Raw genomic sequence first — 15,809 nt, forward strand, 5'->3', positions numbered from 1 at the left:
CTGGCCTTCCGGTCTTTGATTTTCACCGGGCTTTCTGCCCGTGGTTTCCGGTTCGCCTAACGAAAAAGAGCGGAGCCTTGCGGCCCCACTCTTCATCAAGCGATCAAGAATTTCAGGGGTCATATAGACCCATCGGGGCAGGATTGCAAGGTTTTAGCGGGCTCCTCCGCTTCGGTCGCCGCCTTCGCCACATTTTCACCCTTACCTTGTCGGAAAGGCTGGCATGATTACCGGCACTGTCTATAGTTGCCGTTTGACAAATCGCAGTTGCATCAAGTGGACAGAGCGTGCCTGACCGTAAATCGCCACTCGCGCCTTTAAGGCATTTGACTTACAGACGAATCTGGGTCGCGAGCCTTGCCTCGAATTTCGGCGGACTGATCCAGGCGGTGGGCGCCGCATGGATGATGACGTCGCTCTCAAGTTCGGAAAACATGATCGCTCTGGTGCAGGCCTCCACCTCTTTGCCGATCATGCTGTTCTCACTGATTTCAGGCGCGTTGGCCGATAGTTTCGACCGCCGCCGCATCATGATTTCGGCGCAGCTGCTGATGCTGACGGCCTCTGTGCTGCTCACGGTTTTTGCCTGGTCCGGCTGGCTCACGCCCTGGCTTCTGCTCTTCTTCACCTTCATGATCGGCTGCGGCACGGCGCTCAACAATCCGTCCTGGCAGGCATCGGTCGGCGAAATGGTGCCGCGCGAGGACTTGCCCGCCGCCGTGACGCTGAACAGCGTCGGCTTCAACATCACCCGCAGCGTCGGCCCGGCCATCGGTGGTATCATCGTCGCCGCCGCCGGTGCTGCCGCGGCGTTTTTCGTGAATGCGCTGAGCTATTTCACCCTGATCTACGCCCTGTTTCGCTGGCAGCCGCCCAAATATGCCTCGACATTGCCGCGCGAGCAGCTTCTGGCCGCCATTTCGGCCGGCATGCGTTATGTGGCGATGTCGCCCAATATCGGCAAGGTGTTGGTGCGCGGTTTCCTTTTCGGCCTTTCCGCCAGCGCCATCCTGGCGCTGATGCCCATCGTCGCCCGCGATCTGGTCGAGGGCGGTCCGCTGACCTACGGCGTCATGCTCGGCGCATTCGGTGTCGGCGCGATAGCCGGCGCGCTGGTCAGTGCGAGACTGCGTGAGGTCCTGTCCAGCGAATGGATCGTGCGCGTCGCCTTTTTAGGCTTCGCTTTCAGCTCTGGCGTGACGGCGGTGAGCACGAGCGCGATCATCACCTCGCTTGTCCTGACGGTTGCCGGCGCCTGCTGGGTTCTGGCGCTGTCGCTCTTCAACACCATCGTCCAGCTTTCCACGCCGCGCTGGGTGGTGGGTCGGGCACTGTCGCTTTACCAGACGCTGACCTTCGGCGGCATTGCGGTCGGCAGCTGGCTGTGGGGTGAGTTGGCGGAAGACTACGGCATTTCCTATTCGCTTCTCTGTTCCTGCGTGCTGATGCTGCTCGGCGTCGTCGTCGGCCTCAAGCTCGCAATGCCGGCCTTCGCCTCGCTCAATCTCGATCCGCTCAACCGTTTCGTCGAACCGCCGCTGAGACTGGACATCAAGCCGCGCAGCGGCCCCATCGCCATTCTCATCGACTATGAAATCCATGACGAGGACCTCGGCGAATTCCTGCCGCTGATGGCCGAGCGCCGCCGTATCCGCCTGCGCGACGGCGCGCGCAACTGGAACCTGATGCGCGATCTCGAAAACCCCGACATCTGGACGGAAAGCTACCATGTGCCGACATGGGTGGAATATGTCCGCCACAACCACCGCCGCACCCAGGCGGATGCGGAAGCCTGGGACCGGCTGCTTGAGCTTCACCGGGGCAAGACGCGGCCGCGGGTACACCGGATGATCGAGCGGCAGACCATCCCGCCGACCGACGATATCTTTCACAAGCCGCATACCGATCAGCACTGAAAGACGATGCGCTGGGAGAGTGGCGGCGGCTTTTACCCCACACGCGCCGTCATCCTCGGGCCTGTCCCGAGGATCCAATCACCTGTCGTTAAATCAATCGGTTGCAGATGCTCGGGAAAGGCCCGAGCATGACGGAAGAGAGGTTTGTGCTTCGCCAGCAACCTGCTATTTCAGCTTCGCCTTCAACGTCGAATCGGGAAAGCAGGTGGGGGCCAAGCCGTTTTTCGCCTGCCAGTCGCCGAGCGAGCGGCGCGTCTTGAAGCCCGCCAGCCCATCGGCCTTGCCGACATCATAACCCTTGGTGACCAGCGCCTTTTGCATGGCGAGAACGTCGGAGCGCAGCATCGACCCGACATTGCCCCATTCACCCTTGAACGGTCCTGCGCCATGGGTGATGCGGTCGGCGAGATTGCCGATGAAGAGCGCGTAGAGATCGGAATTGTTATATTCCTTGATGACGTAAAAATTCGGCGTCACCACGAATTCCGGCCCGTGCCGCCCGGCCGGCACCAGCATCATGCCGTCGGCTGATAGGTCGTTGGCTGGAAAGGCTTTTCCGGAAATGCGGGTAATGCCCATATTCGCCCAGTCGGCCACCGGCCGGGCAAGATCAGGGCCCTCCTGCGCGCAGGAGACATTGGCGGGGATAGAGACTTCAAAACCCCAGTCACGATTGCGCTGCCAGCCGCGCTGGGAAAGATAGTTTGCTATGGATGCCAGCGCATCCGGCACTGAGTTCCAGATATCGCGGTGGCCGTCGCCATCGAAATCCACGGCATATTTGAGATAGCTCGACGGCATGAATTGCGGCTGGCCGAGGGCGCCGGCCCAGGAACCCATCATGCGCGAAGCCGCGATATCGCCGCTTTCGACGATCTTCAGCGCATCGATCAGCTCGGCGCGGAACATCTCCTTGCGGGTCGACATATAGGCTTTTGTGGCGAGTACATCGACCACGGAATGCGGCAGTTTTGCTCGGCCGAACCCGGATTCGCGACCCCAGATCGCAACGACGATATCACCCGGCACACCGTATTTCGCCTCGATTCTGCGCAGCGTCGCCGCATGGGTGGCTGCAAGCGAACGGCCGGTGCTGGCCAGCCCCTGCAGCCGCTTTTCGGAGAAATAGGCGCCGGGTGAGGAAAATTCCGCCTGGCTCTGGCTCTGCTCCTTTGGCGGCTTCTGGCCGGGAATGACGAGATCGGGCAGGTTCCAGCTGATGGAGAGACCATTGAGCGTGGCTTCAAGCGTCTTTTGCGAAATGCCGGCCTTGCGGGCCTCCGGCCAGATTTCCTTTTTCAGCCAGACATTAAATTCAGCGTCATATCGGGCTGCCGCTGCTCCTGTCGGTGCCGACTGCGCTAGAGCTGTCGTTGCTGAAAAAACGGAAAGAAGTGCAGCCAGTGCCTTCGGGGCAAAATGGTTTCGCATTGGGTCTCCTCTTTGAATGACGGGGAGGGAGGGGGACTTCAGATCGTCGTGCGCGCCCGAAGCGCCGCCGTCAATGTGCCCTCGTCGAGATAATCGAGCTCACCGCCCACCGGCACGCCATGCGCAAGCCGGGTGATCTTGATGTCGAGACCGGAGAGGCGGTCGGTGATGTAATGGGCGGTTGCCTGTCCCTCCACCGTCGCATTGACGGCGATGATAAGCTCGCGAATGCCGCCCGCGCTGACACGGTCGATCAGGCCCTTGATATTCAGGTCCTCCGGCCCGACGCCATCGAGTGGCGAAAGCGTGCCGCCGAGAACGTGGTAGGCGGTGTTCATCGCGCCCGTCCGCTCCAGCGCCCAGAGATCCGACACGTCTTCCACCACGATGATGACCGACTGGTCACGCCGGTCGTCAGCGCAGACGGTGCAGGGATCGATGGTATCGACATTGCCGCAGCAGGAGCAGATCTTCACCTTGTCATAGGCCTCGCCCATGGCATGGCCTAGCGGTCCGAGAAGTTGCTCCTTCTTCTTAATGAGATGCAACGCTGCCCGCCGCGCCGAGCGGGGCCCAAGCCCCGGCACTTTTGCCAGAAGCTGGATGAGTTTTTCAATTTCGGGACCGGTGACTCGTTTTGCCATGAGCGCTTTCTACTGCATAAAACGGGAAACGGGAATCATGAAGCACGAAGGGCAGGCCATGAAAATACAGGCGGTATGCCGGGGCGAGGCAAAAAGCCTGCCGGGAAAGACGACGAAGACGGGCATCTTCAAGCATCCCGTGAACGGGCCGGTCATGGTGGATGCCGAAGGTATCGTCAGCGATGCCGTCTGCAATCGCAAACATCACGGCGGGCCGGATCAGGCAATTTACGTGATGGGCTCCGTTGATCTCGACTTCTGGTCCCGCGCTCTGGGTTTCGTGGTCGAACCCGGATTTTTCGGCGAGAACCTCGTGCTTGATGGTGTCGACAGCGCGAAACTCCATGTGGGTGACAGGTTCTCGGCAAGCGAAGTCTTGCTGGAGGTGACCGCTGCCCGCATTCCCTGCGCCACGCTGTCGGCCCGGATCGGCGATCCCGATTTCGCACCGCGCTTCCGGCAGGCAGGCCATCCGGGTTTTTATTGCCGGGTGTTGAAGGGCGGAATGCTCGCTGCCGGGGAGGATATCGCCTTTGCAGCCTATCAGGGAACGAAGCTGCCGATACCAACTATTCTGCAGCGCTTCCGCCCCATGCAGCTCGACGCAGCCGAACGCAGGACCTATCTCGAAACACCGCTTGCAAGCCGGTTCCGTGCGATGCTGGAAGCCTGAATCTCGCCTCGAGACAGGGACGGCGACCACGCCATGCGTGTCGCCATCCTCTTCGGGTTGATTATATCAGAACGGGAATTTCATGCCGGGAGGCAGCGGCAGACCCGCGGTCAGGCCGGCCATCTTTTCCTGTGCCTGCGCTTCGCCTTTTTCCTTGGCGTCCTTATGGGCAGCCACGATCAGGTCCTCGAGGATTTCCACCTCGTCTTCCTTGAACAGCGAAGGATCGATTTTCAGGCCGCGCATTTCGCCCTTGCCGTTGAGAATGACGGTCACCAGACCGCCGCCGGCCCTGCCTTCGACTTCAAGGGCGGCGATTTCTTCCTGCACCTTCTCCATCTTGGACTGCATTTCCTTGACCTTGCCCATCATGCCCATGATGTCACGCATGTGCCAATCTCCTGTTCTTTTTGTTTAAAACTCGATGTCGTCGCCGGGAAGGATGTCGCCTTCGCTCGATTCGGCAACCGATGGCGGCGCGATATCCTCCGCCTCATCCTGTGCGGCGGCACGGATGCGCACGTCGGTGATTTTTGCGCCGGGAAACTGCGCCAGAATGGCGGCAACGTCAGGATCCTGACGCGCATCGACAAGGCGGGCATCCCGGGCATTGCCTTCGGCTTCGACAAGGGTCGGCTCCCCCTGCTCCTTGCTGAGGCTGATGATCCAGTGGATACCGGTCCATTCCTTGAGCTTGACGCCAAGCTCACCGGGCAGAGAGCCGGGCGCACCTTCGCCGAGGCGCATATCAAGCCGGCCGGGCTCCAGCCGCACCAGCCGCACAAAGTTGCGCACCTTTGCCCGCATGACGGGATCGCGGTTCTTCTGGCAGAGATCAGCAATATCCTGCACCGAATTGACGGGAACCTTCGGCTCCGGCCGCTCCTCGGTTTTGGGTGCTACGACCTGCATCTCCTGCGGGCGGCTGTCTGGAACGGCGCGCAGCACGGCGGAGGTCTGCGGCGTCGTCTGGCGCTGGGCGGGAAGATCGACAGGTCTTCCCGCGGCCACGGTCTGTCCTGACGAATAGGCGCGCGCACCGCCGCCGTTGCCGCCGCCCGAAGGTCCGCCATTGGCGTAACCGCCGCCGTCGCCGCTCGAAAGCTCGAGCAGGCGCCGCGCGGCATCTTCAGGTGCGGGCAGATTGGCGGCGTGCGAAAGCCGGATCAGAACCATTTCGGCAGCACCGGCAGGCCGCGAGGCGTTTTCCGTTTCCGGAATGCCCTTCAGCAGCATCTGCCAAATGCGCGACAGTGCGGTTACCGCAATCGTCTCGGCAAATTCCGCACCACGCACGCGTTCTATTTCCGAAAGCGAGGGGTCTTCCGCCGCATCAGGCACATATTTCATGCGGGTGACGAGATGGGTGAAATCGGCAAGGTCGTTCAATACGACGACAGGGTTCGCGCCCGCCTCATATTGCCCGTTGAATTCCGAAAGGGCGGCCGCGACGTCGCCTTTGACGACGTGCTGGAAGAGATCGACGATGCGCGCACGGTCGGCAAGGCCGAGCATGCCGCGCACCGCTTCGGCCTCCACCCGGCCGCCGCCATGGGCGATCGCCTGGTCGAGCAGGGAAAGGCCGTCACGGGCGGAACCCTCTGCCGCGCGGGCGATCATCGACAGCGCCTGCGGATCGGCCTCGAAACCTTCCTTGCCCGCAATGGCGGTGAACAGGCCGACGAGATCAGCGGCGCTGATGCGGCGCAGGTCGAAGCGTTGGCAGCGCGACAGAACGGTAATTGGAACCTTGCGGATTTCGGTGGTCGCGAAGATGAATTTCACATGTTCCGGCGGCTCCTCCAGCGTCTTCAGAAGACCGTTAAACGCCTGCGTCGACAGCATGTGCACTTCGTCGATGATATAGACCTTGTAGCGCGCCGAGACCGGGCGATAGCGCACCTGTTCGATGATCTCGCGAATATCGTCGATGCCGGTATGGGAGGCGGCGTCCATCTCGATCACGTCGACATGCCGGCCTTCCATGATCGCCTGGCAATGTTCGCCGGGGATCCGAAGGTCGATGGTCGGCTTGTCGATGGTGTCGGTCTTGTAATTCAGCGCGCGGGCGAGAATGCGTGCCGTGGTCGTTTTGCCCACGCCGCGAACGCCGGTCAGCATATAGGCCTGGGCAATGCGGCCGGTCTCAAACGCGTTGGTCAGCGTGCGGACCATCGGCTCCTGGCCGACCATCAGATCGGAAAAATCTTTCGGGCGATATTTGCGTGCCAGTACCCGGTAGCCGGTCCCGACCTGGGATTCGCTTGTTGTGGTGGGTACGGTATCGCTCATTGCCTCGCCAGTTTGTTTTGCCAGTTTGTCTTGGGGCGCTGAACTGGCCCGGCGAAAGCTGAGCACGTCTTTTAAAAAGGTGGGAGGCTGGCACGGCGACCCGTGCCGGGCTCGTTAGGGCTGCTTCCTTCCGGACCTGACCCGGTTGGCGAGTGGCTCGTCCACCACCAACCTCCCGGGGCCACATATCGGCAATATCGACAGCAAATGCAAGCCAAGCCTTCAAAAAACTGCTATCACGATGAAAACAAACATGGAGGACACCTTGGAGACATTCCGGCTGGACGACAGGCTGGCGCGCGACAGTGTGCTTGTGACGCGTTTGGGGCTATGTGAACTGCGTTTGCAAAACGACAGTCGCTGGCCTTGGCTGGTGCTGGTGCCGCAGCGAGACGGCGTCAGCGAATTGTTCGATCTCACCCCGCTTGATCAGGCCGTGCTGACATTCGAGACCAATCTCGTCGCGTCCGCCTTGAAGGAGATCACGGGGGCCACCAAGATAAATGTCGGTGCTTTGGGCAATATCGTCCGGCAATTGCATGTCCATATTATCGCCCGCAATGAAGGCGACACCTGCTGGCCCGGCCCCATCTGGGGTTACGGAACGGCGGTGCCCTATGCTGCGGGCGAAAAGGAAACTTTGATGAAAAAAATCTCCGGCGCGCTCTGATGATTTCCATGAAAATTTTTGAAACCACTGCCCCCCATCCTGAAGCAAGCCTGCTGACGGCCTTTTCCAAAAATGCCCTCGACCGTTTCGCCGAAAAGCGGACGGAGGAGTGTGTTGCCGATGCACTGAAAGTCGATGGCACCCATATTTTTGCCTTCTCGGGCAACCGGCTGGTCCTGAAACATGATGAGCAGGTCATCGATCCCCTGTTTTCCGCCTATGAGCTGGCCGAATTGCAGCCGGATTTCGACAATGCCGTGCTGCTCGGATACCGCGAAACCGGCGAGCCGAGAATTGCGGTGCCGGTCGCCGTGGCCGAGGATCAGCTGGCGAGCCATTACAAGCTGGCCGATGCCCGCACGCTTTATCGCGATCATCTTCTCGACGAGGAACTGCTGAGCGAGGTTGCGCAGGCAGTCAGCCTGACGCACTGGAATGGTGACAATCGCTTTTGCGGTAAGTGCGGCGGAACCATGGAGCTGCGAATCGGCGGCTACAAGCGCATCTGCGGCGCCTGCAGCCACACTATTTTTCCGCGCACCGATCCCGTTGTCATCATGATGACCATCGATATCGAGCGTGATCTCTGCCTGCTTGGCCGCGGTGCGCATTTTGCGCCGGGCATGTATTCCTGCCTTGCCGGCTTCGTGGAGCCGGGCGAAACCATCGAACAGGCCGTCCGCCGCGAAACGCATGAGGAATCCGGCGTTGAAATCGGTCGTGTGCGGTATCACGCCTCCCAGCCCTGGCCGATGCCGCATACGCTGATGATAGGCTGTTATGCCGAGGCGCTCTCTTTTGAGATCGCGCGTGACGAGATCGAGCTTGAGGATTGCCGTTGGTTCACGCGGGAAGAGGTAGCAAAGATGCTGGAGGCCCCGACGGGTGAAGGTTTTTCCGCGCCGCCAATGGGAGCCATCGCGCATCGGCTGATGCGCGACTGGGTGGAATGGCTAAAATAATGGGCTGCGGCAGGCTCAGCTTTGGTTGAGCTTGCCGCGCATCGCGTGACCGTTGTAGACGCCGAGAATGCGGACTTTTTCCGAGAAGAAACGCAACTCGTCCAGCGCATGCCGCACCGGCTCGTCATCGGGGTGGCCTTCAATATCGGCATAAAACTGCGTCGCCACGAATTTGCCGCCGAGCTGGTAGCTTTCGAGCTTCGTCATGTTGATGCCGTTCGTCGCAAAGCCGCCCATGGCCTTGTAAAGTGCTGCCGGAATATTGCGAACGTTGAAAACGAAGGTCGTGACGACGATTTCGTCACTCGACTGGCGCTTGGCCCAGTTTTCATCGCGGGAAAGCACCACGAAGCGCGTGACGTTGTTGTCCGAATCCTCGACATTTTCAGCGAGAATATCGAGACCGTAGAGGCTGGCGGCAAGACGTGGCGCAAGGGCCGCCATGCTGCGGTCGCCCTGTTCGGACACGAGCCTTGCGGAGCCTGCCGTATCGCCGGCGATGACGGGCTTCCAGCCGTTGGAACGGATGATCTTGCGGCATTGGCCAAGCGCGTGGATGTGGCTGTGGACGGTGCGAATCTCATCCTTCTTCACGCCGGGCATCACCATCAGCTGGAAGCGGATCGGCATGAAGTATTCGCCGATGATGTGCAGGCGCGATTCCGGCAGCAGGTGATGAATATCCGCAACGCGGCCGGCCAGTGTATTTTCAATCGGGATCATGCCGAGATCAGCTTCGCCGTTTTCAATGGCGTTGAAGGCATCCTCGAAGGTCGGGCAGGGCAAAGGCTCCATATCCGGGAACATGTCGCGGCAGGCCATGTCGGAATTCGCGCCGAATTCGCCCTGGAAGGCAATACGATTTGTGCTCAAGGTCATGGGACTGTCCGTTAGAGGGTTCTGCTTGCGAGAATTTTGCGGGCTTTTTCCAGATCGTGCGGCGTGTCGACGCCGAGCGGCACGGAACGGACGATTTCAGCGTCGATGCGCATCCCCGCTTCCAGTGCGCGCAGCTGTTCCAGCCGTTCGCGTTTTTCAAGCGGCGAGGGCGGCAGGCTCACGAATGTCTCGAGCGCAGAGCGGCGATAGGTATAAAGCCCGATGTGATGATAAAGCGGGCCATCGCCATAGGGTGCGGTGGTGCGGGTAAAATAAAGCGCGCGCAATCGCGTCTCGGAAAGCGGGCTGCCCACCACTTTCACCACGTTAGGATTGGTTTTTTCTTCCTCGTCGGTGATTTCGACCGTCAGTGTCGCAATATCGACCTCTGTATTTTCCAGTGGGCGCAGCGAAGCGCGGATCGTTTCCGCCTCAATGGTCGGCAGGTCGCCCTGAACATTGATGACATATTCCGCCTTTCCATAGGGGTCGGCCTTTTGCAGCGCTTCGAAAATGCGGTCCGAGCCGGACTGGTGGTCGTCGCGGGTCATCATCACGTCGAAACCGGCATTTTGCACGGCCGAAAACACCTGTTCGTCATCAACGGCAACAACGATTCGTTCCGCACCGGCCTCGCGTGCCCGCAGCGCAACCTGCACGATCATCGGCTTGCCGCCTATGTCGGCGAGCGGCTTGCCTGGCAGGCGTGTGGATGCCATCCGCGCCGGTATGAGGACGACAGCTTTCTCGAATTCCCGATTCTTCATCCGACACCCTTCAAATCCCGCCCGAAAAGTGTCAAAACGTCACGGTGTGGGGAGCATTATTCAAGTTGCGCAGGCTGTGCAAAAGCCATAGCTTTCGAGCAATTTCAAGATGCCCGTTATATCAAGCGGATGCGAGGGAGCGCATATAGATGAATTCTTATGTAAATATGGGCGTTGGGGCGTTGCTTGGCACGGTTTTCGTCCTGATGTCGGTGTCGATTGCGTCTGAGGGCATTTTCCATGCGCCTGCGCCCGAAAAGGAAGGTTTCGCCATTGCTGCGGCAGAGAGCGGCGGCGAAGCGGGTGGCGGTGAAGCCGCTGCCGCGGCGACGCCGATCGCGCAATTGCTTGCCAGCGCCGATGCCGCCAAGGGCGAAACAGTCTTCAAGAAGTGTACGAGCTGTCATACCGGAGAGAGTGGTGGTGCAAACAAGGTCGGCCCCAATCTCTTCGATATCGTCAACCGGCCGATCGCCAGCCATGAAGGTTTCAGCTATTCCGCCGGGATGAAGGATTTCTCCAAGGGCGGTTCCGTGCATTGGGACTACGATCATCTCAGCTACTTCCTCGAATCCCCCAAGAAACACGTTCCCGGCACGGCCATGGGTTTTGCGGGTGTGAAGAAGGAGACGGAACGCGCCGATCTCATCGCTTATCTGCGCACGCTTTCGGCAAACCCGGCACCGCTTCCGGATCCGGCAGCGGCTCCCGCGCCGACAAACTGATTGTCATGATGATTTCATGATAAAAGCCCGGCATCGCTGCCGGGCTTTTGTTTTTATAACGGATGGACTGCAGCTGCGGGAATGGCGTCTGAAAAATCAGAAACCCTTGCCGCCGCGCAATTCGGAAATCACCGTTCCGACCATGATCCTGATATCAAGCCAGATCGAAAAATTTTCGACGTAATAAAGATCGGAGACGATTCGGGCGCGCGCCTTGTCGCTGCGATCCGTCGGGCCGCGTAATCCCCGCATCTGTGCGAGGCCGGTAATGCCCGGCCGCACCCGGTGCCGCATATGGTAGTGCGGCACCAGTTCCTCATAAAGACGGCCGGCCGCCAGCATGCCGATGGCGTGGCAGCGGGGCCCGACCAGCGACATATCGCCTTTCAGCACATTCAGAAGCTGCGGCAGTTCGTCGATATTCGTGCGGCGAAGAATCGCGCCGATCCGGGTTATTCTGGGATCGTTCTTCACCGTTTGCGCCACACCGGTGGCATCGCAAAGGTCGGTTCTCATGGAGCGGAATTTATAGACACGGATTTTCCGCCCGTTCATACCCCAGCGGACCTGCGAAAACAGGACCGGCCCTTTGCTATCGAGTTTGACCAGAGCCGCTACGGTGAGCAACACCGGCGCGAGCGCGACAAGGGCGATGGACGCCCCTGCAATATCCATCGTTCTTTTGAGCGCGAACTGGCCGCGCAAAAATGCGGAGACGGTTTTTTCCGAAGAGGAAGGTTGCGTTTCCGGCGATTCGAAAGTTGTGGCTGCGGAATAGGAGGCACCGTAAAAAACGGCATGCGATGAGCCTTTAGTACCCAGCATAATATAAAGCCCTGAAAAGTTATTTTGATAGAAGAAAATTAATTTATATGAACGATTAATAATTCATTTACCGTAAAAAGTCATCCGAAATGTAACCGCTCTGGAGCAAATGGCAATCTACGGTTAATGCGACTGCACGCGGATGTTGCAGGGCGAGCATCCTCTCCGCTCGTAGCTGCCGAGACGACCAGTCTCCATGGAGCCAAATCCTGCTAAATCGGGAATTTAGCGCGACAATGACGTCATCGTCACCGCCCGTGAGATCAGCGCCTGCCGGCCACGCTATGCCGTCAGTTTCCCATCAGAATATCGAGCAGGGTCGTCTGCTTTGGTCCGGATGGCGCCTGACCGCCGATATCGGCGGGTGGTACAGGCCCGTTGCCGGCTGAATAGCCGGGCTCGATATCGCGGGAAGGGATATTTGCCGGCGGCATCGGCACATCCGGCTGATTCGGGTTCGGCGCAATGGGGGCTTGGGGATAGGCGCGCGTATCCGGCGTCCCGCCCCCGAGCGCATTGGAAATGATATCGCCGATGGAGGAGGGCGGGTTTTCCGGTGCCGGCTGCTGCATTTCCCCAAGCGGCGGCACGCCGCCTGCGCCAAGCCCGAAGAGCGGCGAGGGTGAAAGCCCCGAATGGGCGGCGGTCATGAAATCTTTCCACGCCTTTGCCGGAAGCCCGCCGCCGGTGACCTTTTTCATTGATGTGCCGTCGTCATTGCCGAACCATACGCCGGTGGTCAGGTTGCTTGTGTAGCCGACAAAAAGTGCATCGCGGAAGGACTGCGTCGTGCCGGATTTTCCAGCCGCCTGCCAGCCCTGCAGCTTCGCCGCCTTGCCGGTGCCTTCGGTGATAACGCGCGACAGCATGCTGTTCATGGTCGCGGCGATCTCTTCGCTCAGAACGCGAGGCGGATTGTCATATTTGTTTTCGTAAAGCACTTTGCCGTCGGCGTCGGTGATGCGTTTGACGATATGCGGCGTCGCCTTGTAGCCGCCATTCATGAAGGGGGCGTAGGAGGCCGTCAGCTCCATCAGCGACACTTCCGAGGTGCCGAGCGCGATGGAGGCATTGTTCTGCAGCTCGGATTCGATGCCCATGCGATGTGCCACCTGGGTCACACGATCAGGCCCCACTTCCATCACCAGCTGCGCGGCAATGGTGTTCAGCGAATTGGCGAGCGCGGTGGCGAGTGTCACTTCGCCTCGATATTTCTTCTCGTAATTTTCCGGGGTCCAGTTGCCGATACGAACAGGCGCGTCATTACGGATGGTATAGGGGGTAAGCCCGGATTCGAGCGCGGCGACGTAAACGAAGGGCTTGAATGCGGAGCCGGGTTGCCGTTTTGCCTTGGCGGCGCGGTTGAACTGGCTTTCGGCATAATCAGCCCCGCCTACCACGGCCCGGATTGCACCCGTGCCATCAATGGAAACAAGGGCCGCTTGCGAGGCGCCCTGTTTCTTGCCGTCGCCATGCAGCACGTGGGTCAGCGCCTTTTCGGCATCGCGCTCGAGATTGGGATCGATCGTCGTGTCGACGACGATATCCTGCTTCACCTCGCCAACCAGGTTGCGCACCTCCTCCAGCACCATGTCGGCGGCGTAATGTTCGGCGCCGGACCAGAAACGTTTCGCCTTGGTTGGCGGCTGCGACATGGCGGTCTTGATTTCGTCGTCCGTGATGAAGCCGACATCGCGCATGGATTGCAGCACGACCTGCGCCCGCTCTTCCGCCGCCTGCGGATCGCGCGCCGGCGAAAGGCGCGAGGGCGCTTTAAGAAGCCCGGCCAGCATTGCCGCTTCGCCCAGATTGACGTCGCGCGCGGATTTGTTGAAGTAGCGCCGCGAGGCCGCCTCGACGCCATAGGCATTGGAGCCGAAATAGACGCGATTGAGATACATCGCGAGAATCTGGTCCTTGGTGAATTCATGCTCCAGCCAGAAAGACAGCAGCACTTCCTGAACCTTGCGCTCCAGCGTGCGATCCGGCGAGAGGAACAGGTTTTTTGCCAGCTGCTGTGTCAGCGTCGAGCCGCCCTGCACCGTTCGCCCCGTCAGGACATTCGTTACGATAGCGCGTCCAAGACCCAGCGGATCGACGCCGAAATGCGAATAGAACCGCCGGTCCTCGATCGCCATCACGGCCTGCGGAATATAGGGTGACATGTCCTCCAGCGCGAGCGCCTCGCCGCCGGTGGTGCCGCGATTGGCAAGCACGCTGCCATTCACCGAAACGATCTTCACATTCGGCGGGCGTTCGGGAATGGACCAGCTGCTGGCGCTCGGCATGCGCGCACCATAATAAAGGACAAGACCGGCAACGCCGATGCCGCCCCAGATGCCGAGTACGATACACCAATAAACGAGGGAGCGGAGGAAGCCCGTCGCGCCACGGCCGGAACTGCGGGTGCGCTTTTCTTTTTTGCTGGATTTGGTGCGGCCGGATGCCGGCTTCGGTTTCCTGGCCTGCTGCTTTGTGGTTCCGCTGATGCGCTCGCTGGCGTCAAGGCGCAGGTCGTCACCGGACTCATGGAAATCCCCGAAGGAAGGTTCTACCCGTTCGCGTGATTTACCCTTGCCTGCCATCCAGCCGAAGTCGCTCCTATTCGCGAAACCGCGCGCATCCCATTCGGGTTTCAGGCTTCTATGCCTGCGCGATCCTTAATCCAGGATGAAGAGTTTAAATGCGGCAATTTAAGGCGGGGTTAAGTCCCGGCCGCATCAAATCAGCGTCATTGGCAGACGTCGACCCACTCCGCGTCCGTCAGTTCGGCCATCACATCGGGTGAAATCTTCACTGCCGCATTGGTGGCGCCGGCCGCGGGAACCACCTCATGATAGTTTTTCAGCGATATGTCGCAAAACACCGGGAGGGCAGAGGGCAGGCCGAAAGGGCACACCCCGCCGATGGGATGGCTGGTCACCGCAACCACCTCATCCGGTCCAAGCATGCGCGGCTTTGCTCCGAAATGATCGCGGAATTTCCGGTTGTCGAGGCGTTTCGTGCCGGCGACGACGACGAGAAGAATGGTGTCGCCCGCCTTCAGGCAGATCGTTTTCGCAATCTGGTCGGGGTCGACGCCGTGTGCTTCGGCGGCCAGCGCCACCGTCGCTGAACTCGCTTCCGTTTCAATCACGGTCACTTCGGGCGACTTTTCGGTGAAGAAGGCTCTGACGGATTCGATAGACATGCGTATTTATTAGGCGTTACGCGGAGAAGCTTCAAGTCACCCTGAAGTAGCTATGCATCATGCGCAATGCTGCGCTGCGATGAAACGTCTGTTTTTTAAGCTGATATCCTGTATCTTCAAACCATCGAAGCGACGCACTCCTCCTCCCAGCGTCGCCCGATTGGACTGACAATACTCCTCCTCCCAATTGTCAGTCAGTTTCAAGAACCCGGCGCACCTCCTCCCGCGCCGGGTTTTTGCTGTTTAGGGCCCTGTTTCCAACGGATTTGGGTGGCCGGCGGCTCACAAAGATCGCCGCGTTTTTCAAAGAAACTTGACTTTTCGCCCCTGCCAACCTAGGTGTTCGGCCATCGATATTTGTTTGACGACCAGAGCTTCGGCGCCTTTTTGGGTGCACACGACGATCTTTCCTTCAAATTCGACCTAAGTCCGCACTGCTCGCAGTGCAAATACAATTGCCAACGGAAGGAAATCGTTATGGCGACTGGTACAGTAAAGTGGTTCAACGCAACCAAGGGCTACGGCTTCATTCAGCCTGACGACGGTTCGCAGGACGTATTCGTTCACATCTCCGCTGTTGAGCGCGCTGGTCTGACCGCCCTCAACGACGGCCAGAAGCTCTCCTACGAGCTGATGCAGGATCGTCGCTCGGGCAAGATGTCCGCAGGCAACCTCGTTGCTGCCTGATAAGCGCTTTGGCCCGAAAGGGTCATTCGCATGAATGGAAAGGCCGGATTTTTCCGGCCTTTTTCTTTTGCAGGAAGGGACTGGGCCGGCCACTCTTGAAAAAGCCGGACGACATACCAATATAGGGTTCAACAGTGCTCCGGATCGG

15 protein-coding genes and 1 other RNA gene are annotated in these 15,809 nt (G+C 59.6%); 6 read left to right on the top strand and 10 right to left on the bottom strand.

Annotated features, from left to right (window positions below; all coding sequences use genetic code 11):
• Window positions 1–287 precede the first annotated feature (287 nt).
• A complete protein-coding gene (locus AC5I5B_RS11870; RefSeq protein WP_060722713.1) occupies window positions 288–1,916 on the top strand; it encodes an MFS transporter in 1,629 nt (542 codons plus the stop codon).
• Between the two features lie 165 nt (window positions 1,917–2,081).
• Here the strand turns inward: AC5I5B_RS11870 and AC5I5B_RS11875 are convergent, their stop codons facing one another.
• Together AC5I5B_RS11875 and recR are read right to left on the bottom strand one after the other, a co-directional pair.
• Window positions 2,082–3,347: a lytic murein transglycosylase gene (locus AC5I5B_RS11875; RefSeq protein ID WP_111833796.1), complete on the bottom strand. Its 1,266-nt coding sequence runs from the start codon at window positions 3,345–3,347 to the stop codon at window positions 2,082–2,084.
• 38 nt (window positions 3,348–3,385) lie between these two features.
• Window positions 3,386–3,991, bottom strand: a complete 606-nt coding sequence (gene recR, locus AC5I5B_RS11880; RefSeq protein ID WP_003507177.1) for a recombination mediator RecR — start codon at window positions 3,989–3,991, stop codon at window positions 3,386–3,388.
• Window positions 3,992–4,028: 37 nt separating this feature from the next.
• Here recR and AC5I5B_RS11885 point away from each other — a divergent pair, with 37 nt between their 5' ends.
• Window positions 4,029–4,664: an MOSC domain-containing protein gene (locus tag AC5I5B_RS11885; RefSeq protein ID WP_162691552.1), complete on the top strand. Its 636-nt coding sequence runs from the start codon at window positions 4,029–4,031 to the stop codon at window positions 4,662–4,664.
• A gap of 66 nt (window positions 4,665–4,730) precedes the next feature.
• Here AC5I5B_RS11885 and AC5I5B_RS11890 read toward each other — a convergent pair whose 3' ends face one another.
• The 3 genes from AC5I5B_RS11890 to ffs all read right to left on the bottom strand — a co-directional run bounded on the left by AC5I5B_RS11890 (window position 4,731) and on the right by ffs (window position 7,132).
• Entirely contained in the window at window positions 4,731–5,054 is a 324-nt protein-coding gene (locus tag AC5I5B_RS11890) for a YbaB/EbfC family nucleoid-associated protein (RefSeq protein ID WP_003507179.1), read from the bottom strand.
• Window positions 5,055–5,078: 24 nt separating this feature from the next.
• Window positions 5,079–6,956: a DNA polymerase III subunit gamma/tau gene (locus AC5I5B_RS11895; RefSeq protein WP_111794269.1), complete on the bottom strand. Its 1,878-nt coding sequence runs from the start codon at window positions 6,954–6,956 to the stop codon at window positions 5,079–5,081.
• Between the two features lie 79 nt (window positions 6,957–7,035).
• Window positions 7,036–7,132, bottom strand: an RNA gene (ffs, locus tag AC5I5B_RS11900) — signal recognition particle sRNA small type.
• 65 nt (window positions 7,133–7,197) lie between these two features.
• Between ffs and AC5I5B_RS11905 the strand changes: the two genes are divergently transcribed.
• Both AC5I5B_RS11905 and nudC read left to right on the top strand, forming a co-directional pair.
• On the top strand, window positions 7,198–7,626 hold the full coding sequence (locus tag AC5I5B_RS11905) for an HIT domain-containing protein (protein WP_035213077.1): 429 nt from the start codon (window positions 7,198–7,200) through the stop codon (window positions 7,624–7,626).
• Window positions 7,626–8,588 carry an NAD(+) diphosphatase gene (nudC, locus tag AC5I5B_RS11910; RefSeq protein WP_003507186.1) on the top strand — a complete coding sequence of 321 codons (963 nt, stop codon included), beginning with the start codon at window positions 7,626–7,628 and terminating at the stop codon, window positions 8,586–8,588. The genes AC5I5B_RS11905 and nudC overlap by 1 nt, the downstream gene beginning before the upstream one ends.
• Before the next feature lie 15 nt (window positions 8,589–8,603).
• Here the strand turns inward: nudC and AC5I5B_RS11915 are convergent, their stop codons facing one another.
• Both AC5I5B_RS11915 and AC5I5B_RS11920 read right to left on the bottom strand, forming a co-directional pair.
• Window positions 8,604–9,467: a prephenate dehydratase gene (locus AC5I5B_RS11915; RefSeq protein ID WP_111833795.1), complete on the bottom strand. Its 864-nt coding sequence runs from the start codon at window positions 9,465–9,467 to the stop codon at window positions 8,604–8,606.
• An 11-nt stretch (window positions 9,468–9,478) separates the two neighbouring features.
• Window positions 9,479–10,234, bottom strand: coding sequence for a 3-deoxy-manno-octulosonate cytidylyltransferase (locus AC5I5B_RS11920; protein WP_003507189.1), 756 nt, complete (start codon window positions 10,232–10,234; stop codon window positions 9,479–9,481).
• Window positions 10,235–10,383: 149 nt separating this feature from the next.
• On the opposite strand from AC5I5B_RS11920, the gene AC5I5B_RS11925 reads away from it, so the two are divergent.
• Window positions 10,384–10,959 (top strand): c-type cytochrome, encoded by a 576-nt coding sequence (locus tag AC5I5B_RS11925; RefSeq protein ID WP_003507191.1) that lies wholly within the window; start codon window positions 10,384–10,386, stop codon window positions 10,957–10,959.
• Between the two features lie 96 nt (window positions 10,960–11,055).
• On the opposite strand, the gene AC5I5B_RS11930 is transcribed toward AC5I5B_RS11925, so the two are convergent.
• The 3 genes from AC5I5B_RS11930 to AC5I5B_RS11940 form a co-directional block, all read right to left on the bottom strand.
• Window positions 11,056–11,784 (bottom strand): sugar transferase, encoded by a 729-nt coding sequence (locus AC5I5B_RS11930; RefSeq protein ID WP_111833794.1) that lies wholly within the window; start codon window positions 11,782–11,784, stop codon window positions 11,056–11,058.
• 290 nt (window positions 11,785–12,074) lie between these two features.
• Window positions 12,075–14,369 carry a transglycosylase domain-containing protein gene (locus tag AC5I5B_RS11935; RefSeq protein WP_111833793.1) on the bottom strand — a complete coding sequence of 765 codons (2,295 nt, stop codon included), beginning with the start codon at window positions 14,367–14,369 and terminating at the stop codon, window positions 12,075–12,077.
• Window positions 14,370–14,515: 146 nt separating this feature from the next.
• Window positions 14,516–14,974, bottom strand: coding sequence for a YbaK/EbsC family protein (locus tag AC5I5B_RS11940; RefSeq protein WP_111794268.1), 459 nt, complete (start codon window positions 14,972–14,974; stop codon window positions 14,516–14,518).
• Between the two features lie 477 nt (window positions 14,975–15,451).
• Here AC5I5B_RS11940 and AC5I5B_RS11945 point away from each other — a divergent pair, with 477 nt between their 5' ends.
• The gene (locus AC5I5B_RS11945; RefSeq protein ID WP_003492998.1) at window positions 15,452–15,661 is read left to right on the top strand and encodes a cold-shock protein; all 210 of its coding nucleotides are present in this window, start codon (window positions 15,452–15,454) and stop codon (window positions 15,659–15,661) included.
• Window positions 15,662–15,809 lie beyond the last annotated feature (148 nt).

It is taken from the genome of Agrobacterium sp., from assembly GCF_059499945.1.